This window comes from Leclercia sp. W17 (assembly GCF_003336325.1).
Taxonomy (GTDB): domain Bacteria; phylum Pseudomonadota; class Gammaproteobacteria; order Enterobacterales; family Enterobacteriaceae; genus Enterobacter.
In genome coordinates this window covers 1463366-1481093 of sequence record NZ_CP031101.1, presented here as the reverse complement: position 1 = coordinate 1481093, position 17728 = coordinate 1463366, and the positions used below count along the sequence as shown (strand labels likewise).

Below are 17728 nucleotides of genomic sequence, written 5' to 3'. Positions count from 1 at the left end.
TTGGTAAACCATAAGTCCCTCTGAACAGAAGCCGGTTAACTAACCGGCTTCTGTCTTTTGTAAATCCACTCTACCTTATGTCTCCGGGGTGTGTTTATACCCCGTCAGCATCAGTATCAGGCTCTCTTTAGAAGAGGCGGGGCTGAACTGGTAGTGGTTGCCCTGACGGTCGCCACCAATGTACCAGGAGATTTCCGTCTTGCCCGCCGCCAGCGCTTTGCGCACCGCCTTATCAACATCGACCATGCGATATTCACGCTTGTTGTTGAGATACAGCAGCGCATCTGACGAGTAATTGCAGGCCGGACGATTTTTCCAGGTGACGGTGGCGGGATCCCAGTCGTTGCTTGCCGGATAGAAGAAGATCTGATCCGCGCCGTTGGCCTCGACTTTTCCACCATAGATCCGCACCCGGTATTTGAACAGGGACGGATCCTGGCCCTCAGGCAGCGCAGGGATCTTAAACTTAACCAGACTCATCGTTTCGCTGTTACGGGTGCGACCGCCGTTTTTCCAGTTATCCTGAACCAGCAAGGTCTGCGCCCCAGGTACCGGGGTGGTTGGGGTCTCGCTACTCACCCAGACGTTTGCCAGCGCCTTTGAATAGCCGTAGGGGACGTTAGTGCCGCAGTCCATGCCCTGATTCATGCACATCTCGGTCATAAAGCGCGCGCCGTCTTCAGTCCAGCCATTCATAAAGTCGGCGTGGGCGGTATAGAGGCTGCCCCAGTGTTCTTCACGCACATCGCCATTCATGGTGGGATCGAGCGACAGCTGGGCTTTCGCGGTATCCAGGGAAGTGATCCCGTGCAGCACATAGGCCACGTTCATATTTACCGTCGGGATTTTCACCGGATAACCGGACGGGCACTGCCCTTTCACATCGTAGGTCGCATTCGCCATGCCATGGTGCGGCTGCAGATGGATACCATCCCAGCAGTTAGGGAACTGGATCCCGATATTAAACTGCACCGCATCTTTGGCTTTTCTCAGCCCACACACTTCACCGACTTTATTGCTGTAACCTTTGCCGTTAGCGCATAAGAAGGTAATGCGGGAGTTAGGCTTGGTGCCGTGGTGATCGCCCGCCAGCAGCGCCAGCCCGGCCGGGAACGGACTGAGCGGGAACTGTTCGACGTTAGACGCCTGGTAATAGGTCTTTTGGTAGGCGGGTTGAACCACCGTCCCGTCCGGCAGGCGCAGCGACGGCGCCCAGTAAGCTGAGCTGTCGGCTTTGTTATCGCAGGTGGTTTCTGACTGCTTACGCAGTGATTGATAGGTCGAATGGGCGTCCGTATGGGTGTTGCCGAAAAAGTCGTGCCACATCGCCTGGTTGGTTTTGCCAAACATCATTATGGCGTCATCGCCCAGGGTATGGTTATAAGCGCAGACGACGTGCGCCTGCGGGCCTGCATGGGCATAAAGTGACGGCAGCAGCAGAGCTGACGCCATCGCGGTATAAAGTGCGGTCCTTTTCATAAGTATCTCCTGATAGAAAGGACCACATTGGTAACAAAACGGCACTCACGCTTCGAATTATTTGCGCAATATTTTTCTACTCTTACGCGCTTTACAACGCCGCCGGGCGTTTGCGCAGATACCCCAGCGTCAGCAGGCAGATCATCGCCCCGGCATAAAAGGTATATTCCGCCCCCCACATTTCCCAGATGATGCCTGCCCCCAGGCTGGCAATCAGCAGCGCTACGCCGCTTACCATACTGAACAGGCCAAACGCTGTACCCCGCAGGTCGGGGGGTGCCGTCTTCGCAATCATCGCGGTCAGCAGCCCCTGAGTCATCCCCATATGGATACCCCACAGCGCCACGCCGACAATAATCGCCATCCAGTGGGTGCTCAGCGCCAGCACGATATCGGCGGCGATCAACACCGCCAGCCCCCACTGCAGCAGACGGGTATGGCTCATGGCATCGGAGAGTTTGCCAAACGGATAGGCCGAAAACGCGTAAAGCAGATTCATGGCGACCATCACCAGCGGGATCAGCGCCAGCGGAATGTCCGCCTGCTGGGCTCGCAACACCAGAAATGCCTCACTAAAACGGGCGAGAGTAAAGACGGCGCCGAGGCCAATCACCCACCAGCAGCTGGCGCCGAGGCGTTTCAGGTTCTCTTTTTTGATGGGATTGGACCGTTTATGGGCAACAGGCGTGGCGGGCTCATGCAGGCCCACAAAGAGCAGTAAGACGGCCAGCACGCCGGGGATGACGGCGATCCAGAAGATGGTGCGGAAATCATCGTTCCACAGCAGCATCATGCCGACCGCCAGCAGCGGGCCGAGAAAGGCGCCAATGGTATCCATCGACTGACGCAGCCCGTATGCCGCCCCGCGCAGTTCCGGCGGCGTGACGTCAGCCACCAGCGCGTCGCGGGGGGCACCACGGATCCCCTTCCCTACGCGATCAATCAGACGTGCCCCGAGGATCATCCCCGACGACGAGGCGATCGCAAATAGCGGCTTACTGGCGGCCCCCAGCCCGTAGCCCAGCAGCGCCAGCCCTTTGCGTTTCCCCAGATAGTCGCTGATGACGCCGGAGAAGACCTTGATGATCAGCGCCGTGGCTTCCGCCAGCCCTTCAATCAGGCCAATAAAAATGACGCTGGCGCCCAGGGTGGTCACCATAAAGAGCGGTAATAAGCTATGGATGATCTCCGAGGAGATATCCATCAACATGCTGACGCCGCCAACGACCCAGACCCCTTTTGGGATCCGGCTCAGCGTGGAAAACCGGGAGACCATGCTCCACTCCTGTTAACGGGGAAAAAACCATTTAACCCGAAACGGCACAGGAGTGAAACAGGCATTCATCGCGTTGGCGACTCAGTGTTTATCGCTCCCGCCGAGGAAAAATATACCCAGCGGGATAGCCAGCAGCACGGTAAAGACCGTGCTGTAGACCAGCACCATCGCCGATTGCAGCACATACATGCTGGTGGTCCACTCCGTCAGCGGAATGTTGTACTGCTCAACCACGCCAATGATAGTCACACGGCCTACCCCCATCACCGCGATCAGAAAAACCGTCAGTAGCGCCAGCAGAAATTTCTTCCCCGCCGGGGTGCTGAGTTTATTACGTACCATGCGTGTTTCCTTCACAGATAGATAACAATGATTGCAGCTCACCCTACCACGATCGTCCCTCCGGGGCCAATGCAGAATTTAAAACCAAATCACAAGGCCCTTACTAGTTATATAAACCAGTTAGAAATAAAATTAAGGTAAAAAACACCATTCATGGTAGTGTATGGCCACCGTTTGACATAAAAAGGAATCACTGTGAAAAACGCCGCTAAAAGTCTCATCACTCTGCTGGCTCTGACCTGCGCCAGCGCATACGCCACCCCTGCTGACCAGCCGCTCAGTAAAACGGCCCCCTACCCGCAGGCGGAACAGGGGATGAAGCGCCAGGTTATCGACCTGCCAGAGCAGAAGGATGAAGCGAATTACAAGGTGGAACTGCTGATCGGCCAGACGCTGGAGGTGGACTGCAACGTGCACCGCCTCGGCGGTAAGTTAACCAGCAAGACGCTGGAAGGCTGGGGATATGACTATTATATCTTTGATAAGGTCACTTCGCCGGTTTCCACCATGATGGCCTGTCCGGACGGGAAAAAGACAACAAAATTTGTGACCGCGAATCTCGGCGAGCATAGCCTGCTGCGCTACAACAGCAAGCTGCCGATTGTGGTTTATACGCCTGCGAATATCGAGGTGAGATACCGTATCTGGCAGGCTGATGAGAAGGTAGAAAGCGCCGTCACGCGTTAATAAAAAAAGCCGGGTAAATCACCCGGCTTTTTTATATCAGAGTGCGATATCCGCAACCGGTTTGCTTTCCGGCTGGGAGGTCGCCTGCGCCTCAGGCTGAGGCGCCGCATCCGGTGCCTGCGGTTTTTCATACTTCAGCTGCAGCACGCGGCTGGTGTACTCCAGCTCCTGCTCGGTGGCCTCAACGTTGCCGTTCAGCGCCGTACCGTATGAAGGAATAATGGTCTTCAGCTTCGCCTGCCACTCCGGGCTGGCGACTTTGTCTTTGAACACTTTTTCCATCAGGTGCAGCATAATCGGTGCCGCGGTGGAGGCGCCCGGGGATGCTCCCAGCAGCGCGGCGACAGTACCTTCTTTATCGCTGACCACTTCAGTGCCCAGACGCAGCACGCCGCCTTTTTCCTCATCACGCTTGATGATCTGCACGCGCTGGCCCGCCTGCCATAGACGCCAGTCCGCTTTCTTCGCTTCCGGATAGTACTCTTTCAGCGCCTCAAAACGATCGTCATCGGAGAGCATCACCTGGCTAATCAGGTATTTCACCAGATCGAAGTTATCCAGACCAACATCAACCATCGGTCCCACGTTTGAAGTGGTGGTGGAGCTGAGCAGATCCCACAGCGAACCGTTCTTCAGGAATTTGGTTGAGAAAGTCGCGAACGGCCCGAACAGCACCACGCGCTTACCGTCGAGAACACGAGTGTCGATATGCGGCACCGACATCGGCGGTGCGCCCACGGACGCCTGGCCATAGACCTTCGCCAGATGGCGATTTACCACTTCCGGGTTTTCCGACACCAGGAACTGGCCGCCAACCGGGAAGCCCGCGTAATTCTCGGCTTCAGGAATACCGGTCTCCTGCAGCAGCTTCAGCGCCGCGCCGCCCGCACCGATAAAGACAAACTTCGCCTTAATAACGTGCTCTTCTTCATTGTGCTTCAAATCGGCGACGGTCACGCTCCAGGAGTTGTCCGCGTTACGCTTAAAGCCACGCACTTCGGTATTCAGCGACAGGTTGAAGTTCTCTTTTTTCTGCAGAGAGCCCACCAGCTGACGGGTGATTTCACCGTAGTTAACGTCGGTACCGATTTCCGTGCGGGTGGCCGCCACCTTCTGGTTCGGGTCGCGCCCTTCCATCACCAGCGGCGCCCACGCTTTGATCTGGGCGTGATCTTCGGAGTACTTCATGCCGCGGAACAGCGAGCTTTGCTGCAGAGCAGCATAACGTCCGCGCAGGAAGTTCACATTGTCGTCCCCCCAGACAAAGCTCATGTGCGGGACAGTGTTAATGAAACTGTGTGGATCGTGCAGCACACCGCTGTTCACCTGGTGAGACCAGAACTGACGGGAGATCTGAAACGCTTCGTTGATCTCCACCGCTTTCTCAATGCTGATAGAGCCATCTTTCTTCTGTGGGGTGTAGTTCAGCTCCATTAACGCGGAGTGGCCGGTCCCGGCGTTGTTCCAGCCGTTAGAGCTCTCCTGCGCTACGCCGTCCAGGCGTTCAACCATGGTCATGGACCAGTCCGGCTGAAGCTCCTGCAAATAGGTTCCCAGCGTGGCGCTCATGATCCCGCCACCAATTAACAGAACGTCCGTTTCCTGCTCTTGCGATGCCTGAGCCTTCGCCGCCATGGAGACAGCACTAAGGCTTGCCGCCGCAGCCAGCAGCAGGGCAGTCATTTTTTTCATAATTAATGCCTTCGTAATACGCGTTTGTTCGCTATTTATGCAGATGAAGTCGAGTGCGGCGCCACGGTAGCAATAATTAAATATTGTTTAAAGGTTAAATAATTATTGTAATTATGATAATAAATGTCGCTGCATTTGTAGGGGTATGGCTAATCCGGTGCTGGAAAAGTGCGCCATTTCCCGCTACTATGCAGCGCTTTGTGATCGCGCGCACAGATGCCTCTGGGCTGCACTCATTCTCCTGACCTGCGAAAAACTATGTCTTCAGTACACGCTTCTCCTTCTGCGCTCTCTATCCTGCGCTCTCCATCGCTGTTTATGCGTGAAACCCTTGCCGGTGTTATCACCGCCCTGGCGTTGATTCCGGAAGTGATCTCGTTCTCCGTCGTCGCGGGGGTTGATCCGAAGGTGAGCCTGTTTGCCTCGGTGGTCCTCTGCCTGGGGCTGTCGGTGATGGGCGGTCGCCCGGCGATGGTGACGGCCGCCGCGGGCTCCGTGGCGCTGGTGATCGGGCCGATGGTCCATCAGCATGGCGCGCAATACATCCTGCCGGCAGTGCTGCTGGCTGGCGTGATCCAGATCCTGTTCGGCGCGCTGGGAATGGCGCGTCTGATGCGTTTTATTCCCCAGGCAGTAATGACCGGGTTTGTTAACGCCCTGGGGATCCTGATTTTCTTTGCCCAGGTACCGCATTTCTGGAGCAGAAGCCCGCTGATCGTCGGCCTGTTTGTGCTCACCCTGCTGATTGTGCTCTGGGCGCCCCGCTACATTAAAAGCGTGCCCTCCCCGTTGATTGCCATCGTGGTGCTGACACTCTATACCGTCACCAGCGGCCAGCTGCTGCCGACCGTGGGGGATGAAGGATCAATTGGCGGCGGACTGCCGGGGCTCACCCAGATGCTGGTGCCGTTGAATCTGCAAACCCTGAGTATTATCTGGCCCTGCGCCCTGAGTATCGCCTTTGTCGGCCTGATGGAGTCGCTCCTGACCGCGAAGCTGGTGGATGAGCTGACGGCGACCCCGTCCAGCAAGCGCCGCGAAAGCATGGGGCTGGGCGTGGCCAATATCATGGCGGGCTTCTTTGGCGGGATCGCCGGTTGCGCGATGATCGGTCAGACCATTGTTAACGTCGAAATGGGTAAAGGCCGCAGCCGCGTCTCCACCTTTGCCGCCGGGCTGGTACTGCTGGTGCTGGTCACTGCCCTGAGCGAAGTGATGGCAAAAATTCCGATGGCGGTGCTGGCGGGGATCATGGCGATTGTCGCCATTAAAACCTTCAACTGGCAGAGCATTCGCCCTGCCACGGTGAAAGGGGCGCCGGTTGCGGAAACGCTGGTGATGCTGGTGACCGTCGGGGCCACCGTTTCAACCGGCAACCTGGCAATTGGTGTGGTAGGCGGGATTATCATGATGGCGATCCTCCCTGCCCGCCTGCGACGCAAACACGCCGTTACAGCAGAAACAGCGTCGCCAGCCCAAGAAAAATAAAGAAGCCGCCAGTATCGGTAATGGCGGTGATCATCACGCTCGACCCCACTGCGGGGTCGCGCCCGAGGCGGGTCATGATCATCGGGATAAGGACGCCCATCGTCGCCGCCACCAGCAGGTTCAGCACCATCGCCAGAGTCATTACCCCACCCAGCGCCATATCGCCGTACAGCCACCAGGTCACGCCCCCCATGATGCCGCCCCACACCAGGCCATTAATCAGCGCCACGCCGAGCTCACGCAGGATCAGGAAGGTAAAGTTGCCCGGCTGAATATGCTGAAGCGCCAGGGCGCGCACGATCATGGTGATGGTCTGATTACCGGTATTGCCGCCAATGCCGGCCACGATGGGCATCAGCGAGGCCAGCGCCACCAGCTGGGAGATCGTGTGTTCAAATCCGTCAATGACACGTGAGGCGATGAAGGCGGTGCAGAGGTTGATCGCCAGCCATGCCCAGCGGGTTTTCACCGCCTTACTCACCGGGGCATAGACATCCTCTTCGGCACTTAACCCGCCGAGGGCGCGCATATCGTTGTCGGTCTCTTTGTAGACCACGTCGACGATCTCATCGATGGTCAGGCGCCCCAATAGTTTGCCCTCCGGGTCTACTACGCCCGCGCTGAGCAGGTTGTCACGTTCAAAGGTGCGGGCGGCTTTTTCGGCGTCATCTTCCGGGGAAAAGAGCATCGGCTGCGTTTCCATCACCTCGCTGACGAGGGTCTGGGTGCTGTTAAGCAGAATGGTCTGTAGATCAAGCTCGCCGAGCAGGGTTTTATCCCGGGAGGTCACAAACAGCTTATCGGTGTTCTTTGGCATTTTGCCCAGACGTCGCAGGTAGCGCTGGACCGCACCCAGCGTGACGTCAGGGCGCACCGTAATGACGCTGAACTCGAGGATCGCACCGACGCGGTCCTGCTCATAGTGCATCACCTGTTGGACCCGGGCACGATCCTGAGGCGGCAGCGACGCCAGCAACTGTCCGGTCAGGTTACGCGGCAGGTGCTGGACCATGTAGAGCTGGTCGTCGATATCCAGGGTGCGTACCGCGTCGAGAATGGCCTGGTCGCTCATCTCGTCGATCAGATCGTCCCAGACGTTTTCGGAGGCTTCCAGCAGTACCTGACCGCGCTCGTGATCCTCTACCAGCCGCCACAAAGCGTGGCGCTCTTCCGAGGGCAGCGCTTCGAGGGTGTCGGCGAGATCCGGCGGCGGTAAATGGGCTACCAGCGCCCCTACCTCAGCAATATCGTCGGCTAACGTCCCGACATCATATTGCTCAGCCAGGGTCAGTTTACCCAGCAGGGTGGAGGTGAGCGCTTTGTCGGTGGTCATCAGCCAGATCAGGCGCGCACGCTCTTCATCGCGCAGCCGTGCGCTGTTTTTGCTTAATACAGACATTAAATATCAATCCATTAAATAAGTTGGCATTAAGCATAGCGTGGGGTTGTGTAAATTTTAATAAACGGATGAGAGGAGAGGTCAAAAAAGCAGCAGACGGGAAAAACAAAATCGCAGGCCGGGTGAGGCGAAGCCGCCACCCGGCACAGTTACGCTCAGGCGGTACGGGCTACCGCATCACGCGACGCGGCATCGCGCTCCGCGCCGGTCAGTTCCATCAGCTGGCCGCTGCGCATCTCAAGCAGACGGTCAGCATGGATAAAGTAATGGTCGTCATGGCTGATGGCGAAGATGGTTTTGCCCATCTGCTGCATCAGCGGCAGCAGGACCTGGTAAAACTCGCGACGGAAATGCGGGTCCTGATCGGCAGCCCACTCATCCAGCAGAATAATGTCACGCTCTTCCGCCAGCGCCAGCAGCAGCGCCACGCGCTTCTTCTGCCCTTTTGACAGCTTGAGGTTGAGGATTTTGCCATCCTGCAGCTCCAGCTTGTGGGACATTTGCAGATGCGTCAGCCACTTCTCCACCAGCGCCGGATCGGCCTGCTTGCCTTCCGGCCCCAGCAGCTGATCGAACAGCCAGACGTCGGTAAACACCGCCGAGAAGAGCTTGCGGTAGTCTTCCGGTTTTTCAGCACTGAGCGGTTTACCGTCCAGCAGGATCTCACCTGACTGGGGCTGATACAGGCCGGTCAGCAGCATCGCCAGCGTCGATTTGCCGCTGCCGTTACCGCCAATCAGGAACAGCAGCTCGCCGCGGTTAAGGGTTAAATTCACCGGCCCGACGGAAAATGCATTGTCCTGGTACTGGAAGGTGACGTTACGCAGCTCCAGCGTCTGCCAGTTCGGGAAGGCCTCAGGACGCGGGAAATCAGGTTTGTACGGCGCGAGGGCAAACTTACGCAGCTTGTTAAAGGCGACCTGGGCGCTGAGCAGGGTCGGTAGCGCCCCGACAGCCGAGAGCAGCGGCGTGCGCAGGAACAGCAGCGTCAGCGAGTAGGTGGCGGCGACGTTAGTATCCGCCCAGCCGAGGCTGTTCGCCATCCAGAAGACCAGGCCAATCGCCCCCAGCATCATGATATTCGACCAGTTGACCGCGCTCAGGTGGAAGGTATCGGCCCGCACGATGTGATGGCGATATTCGCGGGCATCCGGAATATAGAGGTTGTTAAAGATATGCTCGGCACGCTCGCGGTTCAGGGTCAGCTCTTTGCGCCCTTCCAGCACCGTCTGATAGTCGTTATAGAGCTTATCTTCGGTTTCGCGCAGCACCGCCATGTGTTTGTAGACCCGCGACACCAGCAGGTAGCCGCCCCAGATGGTGATCGCAATCCACAGGGCGGTGATCGCCAGCATTTTGGTGGAGAGCCAGGCCAGATAGGCCGCCGATCCGAAGGTCAGGATGATCCCCTGTACCAGCTCCGGCAGACGCACAAAGGCGATGGTGATTGAGCGCACATCACTGGTCAGCCCGGCCAGCAGCGAGGCGCTGCCCAGTTGCTCGACGCGTTCAACCTGGGTATCCAGAATCCGCTTGATGAACTCGCTGCGCAGGCGGTAGACAAAGTGGTGACCGAGCGTCGTGAGCGCCAGCTGCGAGCCGAGCGTGACGGCCATCAGCAGGACCAACAGACCGAGAAATTCCGGCAGCACCATCAGGGTGGTATCAACAGTTTCAATCAAACGCAGGTTGATAAAGGCGATCAGCCCAATACCCAGCGCGGCGCTGAGCAGGCTCAATGCCATCACCGCGATAAACGGCCAGCGGTATTGGCGCCAGACCAGTAACAGGAGTTCCATGCAGAGCAATCCAGACAAGAAAAAACAGCCAGCAGTGTAAACTGCTCGCCGTTTACATCAAGAATAATTCTTATTTTTATTCGCTGTACGCCGCCTGACGGAAGGTCAGGTTGTAGCGATAATCGCCGGTAAGAGGATGCGTACCAGGCTTAAGGGGCTGAATGCCATGGTAAAACAGGCGGGATGGCCCGCCCCAGACCACTACGTCGCCATGCTCCAGCAGCAGGCGTTTCAGCGGATCGTTACGGCGTAAACCGCCGAACTGGAATACCGCCGGCAGGCCGAGGGAGACCGAGACAATCGGCGCCCGCAGGTCCGCTTCATCTTTATCCTGATGCAATGAGAGCTTAGCCCCAATCGCGTAACGGTTGATGAGACAGGCGTCCGGCTGGAACTCAGGGTAGCCCGCCGCGCAGGCAGCATCGTGGCACAGGGTGGCAAACGCCTCCGGCATCGGTGGCCAGAGGGCGTCGGTAAGCGGGTCTTTCGGGGAGTAGAGATAGCCCCGCTGATTGGTGGTCCAGCCCAGCCCGCCGCAGTTGGTCATTGCCACCGACATGGTGTAACCCCCGGGGGTGACCATCTGGCGGAACGGCGAGACGGTAGCCACCTGTTCGATTGCCTGCATTAATGCAGGCGCCCCAGCCCGGGCGAAGCGGCGCAGGATCACCGCACCGGGCGCCAGCGGCTCCTGCCAGGGTTGTTCATCTGCAAAGAGATCGAGCATCACACCTCCCCTTTTTTCGCTTCCCGACGCAGCAGCGCCGCTTTACGGGCCGTGCCCCAGCGGTAGCCCGAGATCCCGCCGTCGCTTCGCACCACCCGGTGACAAGGGATGATAACCGCCAGTTTGTTGGCGGCACAGGCCCGGGCCACCGCCCGCACCGCGCCAGGATGTCCAATGGCGTTTGCCACCTGTTGATAGCTTGCCGTTTCGCCGCCGGGAATGGCGCGCAAGGCCTGCCAGACCTGGCGCTGAAAAGCGGTGCCGCGAATATCCAGCGGCAGGGCGAGCGCCACGGCGTGGTTATCCACGCTGGCGATCACCCGGGCGACGCGGGCGGCAAAGGCGGCATCTGCCTGTTCCCGCCGGGCGTGCGGAAAAAGGGTCGCCAGCTCGGCAACCAGCGTGCTGTCGTCATCGCCGGGTAAAATGGCGCAGATCCCCCGCGCGCTTTCCGCCACCAGGCAGCGCCCCAGCGTACAGTCGCTCAGGGCGTAGCGCACGGTGGTCTCTTCCCCGCCGTTGCGGTACTGCTTCGCGGTCATCCCCAGCGTAGCATCGGCGTTGCGATAGTAGCTGCTGCTGTCGGGGAAACCTGCCGCCAGCACGGAGTCAGTAATTTTATCCCCCTGCGCCAGAGCGTGTCGCAGCCGTTTCGCCCGGGCCGCCTGCTGCCAGGCTTTCGGGGTCATCCCGGTGGCGGTTTTGAACAGACGATGAAGATGGTACGGGCTCATCGCCACCGCTTCCGCCAGCTGCTCAAGGGTTAAAGGCTGCTCCTGCTCAAGTAGCCGGCAGGCTTTTTCGATGGTGGCGACGCGCTGCGCCTGCGGGTCCTGTTGATCCGGGCGGCAGCGTTTGCAGGGACGAAAACCCGCCTGCGCCGCCTGGCGGGCATCGGGGTAAAAGCGAACGTTTTCACGTAGGGCATGACGCGCCCGGCAGGAGGGGCGGCAAAAGATGCCGGTGGTCTGTACGGCAAAAACAAACTGACCATCGGCACTCTCATCGCGGGCCAGCACCGCCAGCCAGCGTTCATCATCATTATTCAGGTTCGGCTTTTTCATGATCGGCTCCTTCTGTAAGCATACTCATAGCCTGCCTGAGCGCCAGCCGAGAAAAACCCGCAACCTTGCTTTTTAATTCTTCCCGTTAACGAGGAAACTGGCGAACTGCGGGGACATCCAGGTTTTGAAGCCCTCCCCCTCGCGGGTGATCATATAGACAGCCAGCCCTTGCTGACGCACAACCTCTTTGGCTTTTTCCGTCCCCAGCACCATCAGGCCGGTATCCCAGGCATCGGCCTCCAGGGCCGTCGGGGAGATCACCGTCACCGACACCAGGTTGTGGGTAATCGGACGACCGGTCTGTGGATCGATTACGTGCGAAATGCGTTTTCCGTCCAGCTCATAATAGTTGCGGTAGCTGCCGGAGGTGCTGATACCGTGGCCATTGATATCGAGAATGGCCTGCACGGCGTTTTGCTCATCGGTCGGCTTCTGGATCGCCACGCGCCAGGGCTTATCGCTGGCGTTCATGCCCCGGCTGACCAGCGCCCCGCCTACCGATACCAGATAGCGCGAGATCCCCTCTTCGGCCATTAGCCGGGCCAGGTGATCGGCGGCGTAACCTTCGCCCACCGTTGAGAGATCGACAAACAGATCGGGAATATCTTTTTGCAGATACTGCTGGCCGGACTGATTAATCACGGACAGATGCTGCAGCCCCGTTTTCGCCCGGGCATCGTCAATTTGCGCCTGATCGGGGGTTTTCACCGGCTGCTTATTCGGGCCAAAGCCCCACAGGTTAACCAGTGGGCCGACGGTAATGTCCATCGCGCCGTTCGTTTTGTAGCCCACCCGCAGCGATTCGGTGACAATGTCAGCCATCGCTTCGCTCACCGGCCAGGGTGAGGTACTCTTCGACTGATTAAAGCGCATCAGCGCGGAGTCGTTTTTATAAGTAGACATTAGCTGGTCATCGCCGTCCAGCTGAGCCTGGATCTTCCCGCGCAGCTCTTCAGCCCGGGCAGCGGAGAGATCGATGGCGCTGACGCGCCAGAAGGTACCCATCGTTTTCCCTTCCAGCACCGTCGCGGCGGCGGTTTCGCTCTTTGCAGAGGGAGCAGGTGCGTCACACGCAGCCAGCATAAACAGTGTCGCCAACAAGCCGACACGCAAAAAAGTAATTTCCATTCGTTATTATCCTCAAGCCTGAGACCGGCAAGAGTACACCAAAAAACAGGCTTTGTAAGGGCCTGATGGTAAAACAAAAAAAGGGGCCTTTTGGCCCCTTTCGCAATAGTACGTAAGACTTAGAACTGGTAAACCAGACCCAGTGCTACGATGTCATCGGTGCTGATGCCAGCCTGACGGGTGAAGGAGTTATTATCCAGCAGGTTGATTTTGTAATCCACGTAGGTGGACATGTTTTTGTTGAAGTAGTAAGTCGTGCCAACATCAACATATTTCAGCAGATCCTGGTCGCCGTAGTTATCAATGTCCTTACCTTTAGACTGCAGGTAAGCCACGGATGGACGCAGACCGAAGTCGAACTGGTACTGTGCAACCACTTCGAAGTTCTGTGCTTTGTTAGCGAAGCCGTAAATGTCGCTGCCGTTCTGAGAGTTGCCGAAACGGGTGGCGTTGTAGGTCTGGGAGTACTGCGCTGCCAGGTACAGGTTGTTCGCGTCATATTTCAGGCCGCCGCTGTACACTTCAGCACGGTCGCCGTCGCCGTAAACGCCTGCAGCGTTCTGGTCTGCGGTACGTTTAGAAGAGGCTGCTGCCGCACCTACGCTGAAGCCTTCGCCCAGATCGTAAGTCAGAGAGCCGCCGAAGCCGTCGCCGTTCTGTTTCAGCAGGCTACGACCGGTGTCGTTTTCGCCGCTGACGCTGCCGTTTTTACCCTGGTACTGCAGAGCAAAGTTCAGGCCGTCAACCAGACCGAAGAAGTCCTGGTTACGGTAGGTTGCAACGCCGTTAGCACGGGATTGCAGGAAGTTGTCGGAACCGTAGGTGTCGCCGCCGAATTCTGGCAGAACGTCGGTCCAGGAGGTGACGTCGTAGATTACGCCGTAGTTACGACCGTAGTCGAAAGAACCTGCTTCAGCGAACTTCAGACCTGCGAAGGCCACACGCGTCCAGGACTGGTTGTCGCTCTCGGTGGTGTTGCCCTGAATCTGGTATTCCCACTGACCGTAGCCAGTGATCTGATCGTTAACCTGAGTTTCGCCTTTGAAGCCGAGACGCATGTAAGTCTGATCGCCATCAGCGCCGTCGTCATCAGAGAAATAGTGCAGACCGTCTACTTTACCGTAGAGATCTAATTTGTTGCCGTCTTTGTTATAAATTTCAGCCGCATTCGCTGCGCCTGCTACCAGCAGTGCTGGCACCAGGAGGGACAGTACTTTAACTTTCATTATTTTAACCCTCTGTTATATGTCTTTTATTACCACTGCTTACTGATTAACCCTCTTAACCAGTCGGCAAGTTCATTCTCCTCAAAAATACAGAATAATCCAATAAGAATATGATACGAAAACTTTTAAGATATTTCATATTGCCGTATAGATGTTTCAAATTGTAAATTTCAGGGAACTTTTTGTCCGCACATTTAGTTAAAAAATAGCGCACTAAAAATCAAATTTTAAAAACTTATCATAAATATCAACAACTTACACAAAAATAAATTATAGCACTGATTGACAAAACAAAAACCGCAGCGGCTACTAAAATATCTCTCGCTATCATCATTAACTTTATTTATTACCGTCATTCAAATTTGAATGTCTGTTTATCCAGAATTGAACCGAATGCAATGCATTCGGTTTTTTTTTACTCATCTTTACGCAATTTTATATAATTTGTGCTACCCACCTGTAACTATAACGACTATTAATTAAATCTTCGCTTGCTATTTTTAGGCTCATAAATTGCGTGATGAATTTAATTTCTTGTTTATTCGTGCTATTTTTTCCAACTATTGTGAGTTATTTGTACAATTTTTACCTGGGCGTACAGATTTAAGACAATTCTTTTTCGTCCTGCAACGACGTGAAAAAGTCAGCCTCACCCGTGGCGTGAGGCTGGAAATTCGATTATTACGCTTTATACTGCCCTACTCGCCTGAAGCGCAGCCATAACGGGTTAAACACATCAATGAGTCAGTCTGAAACCACAGCCGCGAACAAGTTCTCCCTGCTTCCGGGCAGCATTACTCGTTTCTTTCTTCTATTGATCGTTGTGCTGTTAGTGACCATGGGCGTAATGGTGCAAAGCGCCGTGAACACCTGGCTCAAAGACCGCAGCTATCAGATTGTCGATATCAGCCACGCGCTGCATAAGCGCATCGATACCTGGCGCTACGCCACCTGGCAGATTTACGACAATATCGCGGCAACCCCTACCACTTCCTCTGCTGAAGGTTTGCAGGAGACGCGCCTGAAGCAGGACGTTTACTATCTTGAGAAAACGCGACGCAAAACCGAAGCCCTGATTTTTGGTTCCCACGACAGCGCTACGCTGGAGATGACCCAGCGCATGTCGACCTATCTGGATACGCTGTGGGGCGCGGAGACCGTTCCCTGGTCGATGTACTATCTCAACGGTCAGGACAACAGCATGATCCTGATCTCCACCCTGCCACTTAAAGATCTCTCCTCCGGGTTCAAAGAGTCTACGGTGGGTAATATTGTCGATTCCCGTCGCGCGGAGATGCTGCAGCAGGCTAACGCCCTGGATGAGCGCGAAAGTTTCTCCTCCCTGCGCCGACTGGCCTGGCAAAATGGCCACTACTTCACCCTGCGTACAACATTCAATCAGCCAGGCCATCTGGCCACGGTGGTAGCCTTCGATCTGCCCATCAACGATCTGATCCCGCCGGATATGCCGCTGGAAAGCTTCCGCCTGGAGCAGGACAACGGAGTGCAAAACCTGCGCGCGCCGACGGATAAAGAGAGCCCTGACAGCGTCTCTATCACCTTTAATGGTTCGAAAATCGAAATTGCTTCCACCCTGAACACCACCGGCATGCGTCTGGTCTGGCAGGTGCCTTTCGGTACGCTGCTGCTGGATACGCTGCAAAACATCCTGTTGCCGCTGCTGCTTAATATTGGTCTGCTGGCGCTGGCGCTGTTCGGTTACAGTACTTTCCGTTCGCAGCCAGGTCGCCAGAGCGATGTTCCTGTGGCAGCCGGTACCAACAACGAGCTGCGTGTCCTGCGCGCGCTGAATGAAGAGATTGTCTCTGTGCTGCCGCTCGGCCTGCTGGTCCACGACCAGGAGGCTAACCGTACGGTGATCAGCAACAAAATTGCCGACCATCTGCTGCCCCACCTGAATCTGCAAAACATCACCAGCATGGCGGATCAGCACCAGGGGGTGATTCAGGCCACGATTAATAATGAGCTGTACGAGATCCGCCAGTTCCGCAGCCAGGTGGCATCGCGCACGCAGATTTTCATTATTCGCGATCAGGATCGCGAGGTGCTGGTCAATAAAAAGCTCAAGCAGGCGCAAAGGCTGTATGAGAAAAACCAGCAGGGCCGCGCGGCGTTTATGCAAAATATCGGCGAAGCGTTCAAGCTGCCGCTGAAGGCGCTTGCCAGCGAAGCTGCCCATTTATCCACCCCGGAGAGCATGCAGCTTTCCGCTCATGCCGATACGCTGGTACGGCTGGTGGATGAGATCCAGCTTGCCAACATGCTGGAAAATGACACCTGGAAGAGCACGGCCTCGCTGTTTTCCATTCAGGATCTGATTGATGAAGTGGTGCCGGAAGTGCTGCCGGTCATCAAACGTAAAGGGCTGCAGCTGCTGATTAACAACCCGCTGCGCGCGAACGATGAGCGTCATGGCGACCGTGACGCCCTGCGCCGCATTCTGTTGATGCTGATCCAGTACGCAGTCACCACTACCCAGATCGGCAAAATTACCCTTGAAGTGAGCAGCGATGAATCGGCTGAAGACCGTCTCACCTTCCGCATTCTGGATACCGGCGAAGGGGTTACCGCCAGCGAAATTGATAATCTGCACTTCCCGTTCCTCAACGAGACCCAGGGCGACAACTATGGCAAAGCCAATGCCCTCACCTTCTGGCTCTGCGATCAGCTGGCGCGTAAGCTTGGCGGCCATCTGAATATCAAAGCGCGTGAATCGCTGGGCACCCGCTACTCTCTGCACGTCAAAATGGCGGCAAGTCCGCAGGATGCGGAGGAGGATGAACGCCTGCTGGATGATGTGGTAATAATGGTGGACGTGACCTCAAACGAGATCCGCAATATTGTGGTTCGTCAGCTGGAAAACTGGGGTGCAACCTGTATATCCCCTGACGAACGGCTGGCAAGTCAAGAATATGATCTCTTTTTAACAGATAATCCGTCTAATCTTACTGCCTCGGGCTTGCTTTTAAGCGATGATGAGCCAGGCGTGCGGAAAATTGGCCCCGGCCAGGTGCGCGTCAACTTTAATATGAGCAATGCTATGCAGGAAGCTGTACTACAACTAATAGAAGAGCAACTGGCGCAGGAAACGATCCCGGAATCCCCACTGGGCGGCAATGAAAATGCTGAACTTCATGCCAGCGGATATTATTCGCTCTTTGTAGACACAGTTCCAGATGATGTTAAGAGGTTGTATACTGAATCGGCCGTGAATGACTTCGCGGCGCTGGCTCAGACAGCACACCGGCTCAAAGGGGTGTTTGCCATGCTTAATCTGGTTCCAGGCAAGCAATTATGTGAAACGCTGGAACATCTTATTCGTGAGAAAGATGCCGCCAGCATAGAAAAATACATCAGCGACATTGACGCCTACGTCAAAAGCTTGCTGTAGCAAGGTAGC

General features: G+C 56.3%; 13 protein-coding genes. 3 read left to right on the top strand and 10 right to left on the bottom strand.

Translation table 11 applies throughout. The features are described from left to right. Window positions 1–75: 75 nt before the first annotated feature. From DVA44_RS07235 to DVA44_RS07225, 3 genes are all read right to left on the bottom strand, one after another. Window positions 76–1479, bottom strand: a complete 1404-nt coding sequence (locus DVA44_RS07235; protein ID WP_114386072.1) for a DUF1996 domain-containing protein — start codon at window positions 1477–1479, stop codon at window positions 76–78. Between the two features lie 91 nt (window positions 1480–1570). Continuing rightward, the gene (locus DVA44_RS07230; protein ID WP_114386071.1) at window positions 1571–2755 is read right to left on the bottom strand and encodes an MFS transporter; all 1185 of its coding nucleotides are present in this window, start codon (window positions 2753–2755) and stop codon (window positions 1571–1573) included. Between the two features lie 81 nt (window positions 2756–2836). After that, entirely contained in the window at window positions 2837–3097 is a 261-nt protein-coding gene (locus DVA44_RS07225) for a DUF2534 family protein (RefSeq protein WP_114314408.1), read from the bottom strand. Window positions 3098–3292: 195 nt separating this feature from the next. Between DVA44_RS07225 and eco the strand changes: the two genes are divergently transcribed. Then, entirely contained in the window at window positions 3293–3784 is a 492-nt protein-coding gene (gene eco, locus DVA44_RS07220) for a serine protease inhibitor ecotin (RefSeq protein ID WP_114314407.1), read from the top strand. Window positions 3785–3820: 36 nt separating this feature from the next. Here eco and mqo read toward each other — a convergent pair whose 3' ends face one another. Continuing rightward, entirely contained in the window at window positions 3821–5476 is a 1656-nt protein-coding gene (gene mqo, locus DVA44_RS07215) for a malate dehydrogenase (quinone) (protein WP_114386070.1), read from the bottom strand. A 258-nt stretch (window positions 5477–5734) separates the two neighbouring features. Here mqo and DVA44_RS07210 point away from each other — a divergent pair, with 258 nt between their 5' ends. Then, complete coding sequence (locus tag DVA44_RS07210) at window positions 5735–6964, top strand: SulP family inorganic anion transporter (RefSeq protein WP_246843604.1); 1230 nt, start codon at window positions 5735–5737, stop codon at window positions 6962–6964. Here DVA44_RS07210 and mgtE read toward each other — a convergent pair. From mgtE to DVA44_RS07180, 6 genes are all read right to left on the bottom strand, one after another. Next, a complete protein-coding gene (gene mgtE / locus DVA44_RS07205; protein ID WP_114386068.1) occupies window positions 6927–8363 on the bottom strand; it encodes a magnesium transporter in 1437 nt (478 codons plus the stop codon). The two genes, DVA44_RS07210 and mgtE, sit on opposite strands and share 38 nt — an antisense overlap. Window positions 8364–8518: 155 nt before the next feature. Next, window positions 8519–10162 (bottom strand): multidrug ABC transporter permease/ATP-binding protein, encoded by a 1644-nt coding sequence (locus DVA44_RS07200; protein ID WP_114314404.1) that lies wholly within the window; start codon window positions 10160–10162, stop codon window positions 8519–8521. 76 nt (window positions 10163–10238) lie between these two features. After that, a complete protein-coding gene (gene alkB, locus DVA44_RS07195; RefSeq protein ID WP_103825109.1) occupies window positions 10239–10889 on the bottom strand; it encodes a DNA oxidative demethylase AlkB in 651 nt (216 codons plus the stop codon). Next, a complete protein-coding gene (gene ada, locus DVA44_RS07190) occupies window positions 10889–11953 on the bottom strand; it encodes a bifunctional DNA-binding transcriptional regulator/O6-methylguanine-DNA methyltransferase Ada (RefSeq protein WP_114386067.1) in 1065 nt (354 codons plus the stop codon). The genes alkB and ada overlap by 1 nt, the downstream gene beginning before the upstream one ends. A 72-nt stretch (window positions 11954–12025) precedes the next feature. Then, window positions 12026–13081 (bottom strand): FAD:protein FMN transferase ApbE, encoded by a 1056-nt coding sequence (gene apbE / locus DVA44_RS07185; protein ID WP_103825111.1) that lies wholly within the window; start codon window positions 13079–13081, stop codon window positions 12026–12028. Between the two features lie 119 nt (window positions 13082–13200). After that, window positions 13201–14307 (bottom strand): porin OmpC, encoded by a 1107-nt coding sequence (locus DVA44_RS07180; protein ID WP_103825112.1) that lies wholly within the window; start codon window positions 14305–14307, stop codon window positions 13201–13203. A 739-nt stretch (window positions 14308–15046) separates the two neighbouring features. Here DVA44_RS07180 and rcsD point away from each other — a divergent pair. Further along, on the top strand, window positions 15047–17719 hold the full coding sequence (rcsD, locus tag DVA44_RS07175) for a phosphotransferase RcsD (RefSeq protein ID WP_114386066.1): 2673 nt from the start codon (window positions 15047–15049) through the stop codon (window positions 17717–17719). Window positions 17720–17728: the final 9 nt, after the last annotated feature.

Coding starts and splice junctions, on each gene's coding strand:
- DVA44_RS07235 (WP_114386072.1), bottom strand. CDS start 1,479: ATGAAAAGGACCGCACTTTATACCGCGATGGCGTCAGCTCTGCTGCTG.
- DVA44_RS07230 (WP_114386071.1), bottom strand. CDS start 2,755: ATGGTCTCCCGGTTTTCCACGCTGAGCCGGATCCCAAAAGGGGTCTGG.
- DVA44_RS07225 (WP_114314408.1), bottom strand. CDS start 3,097: ATGGTACGTAATAAACTCAGCACCCCGGCGGGGAAGAAATTTCTGCTG.
- mqo (WP_114386070.1), bottom strand. CDS start 5,476: ATGAAAAAAATGACTGCCCTGCTGCTGGCTGCGGCGGCAAGCCTTAGT.
- DVA44_RS07210 (WP_246843604.1), top strand. CDS start 5,735: ATGTCTTCAGTACACGCTTCTCCTTCTGCGCTCTCTATCCTGCGCTCT.
- mgtE (WP_114386068.1), bottom strand. CDS start 8,363: ATGTCTGTATTAAGCAAAAACAGCGCACGGCTGCGCGATGAAGAGCGT.
- DVA44_RS07200 (WP_114314404.1), bottom strand. CDS start 10,162: ATGGAACTCCTGTTACTGGTCTGGCGCCAATACCGCTGGCCGTTTATC.
- alkB (WP_103825109.1), bottom strand. CDS start 10,889: ATGCTCGATCTCTTTGCAGATGAACAACCCTGGCAGGAGCCGCTGGCG.
- ada (WP_114386067.1), bottom strand. CDS start 11,953: ATGAAAAAGCCGAACCTGAATAATGATGATGAACGCTGGCTGGCGGTG.
- apbE (WP_103825111.1), bottom strand. CDS start 13,081: ATGGAAATTACTTTTTTGCGTGTCGGCTTGTTGGCGACACTGTTTATG.
- DVA44_RS07180 (WP_103825112.1), bottom strand. CDS start 14,307: ATGAAAGTTAAAGTACTGTCCCTCCTGGTGCCAGCACTGCTGGTAGCA.
- rcsD (WP_114386066.1), top strand. CDS start 15,047: ATGAGTCAGTCTGAAACCACAGCCGCGAACAAGTTCTCCCTGCTTCCG.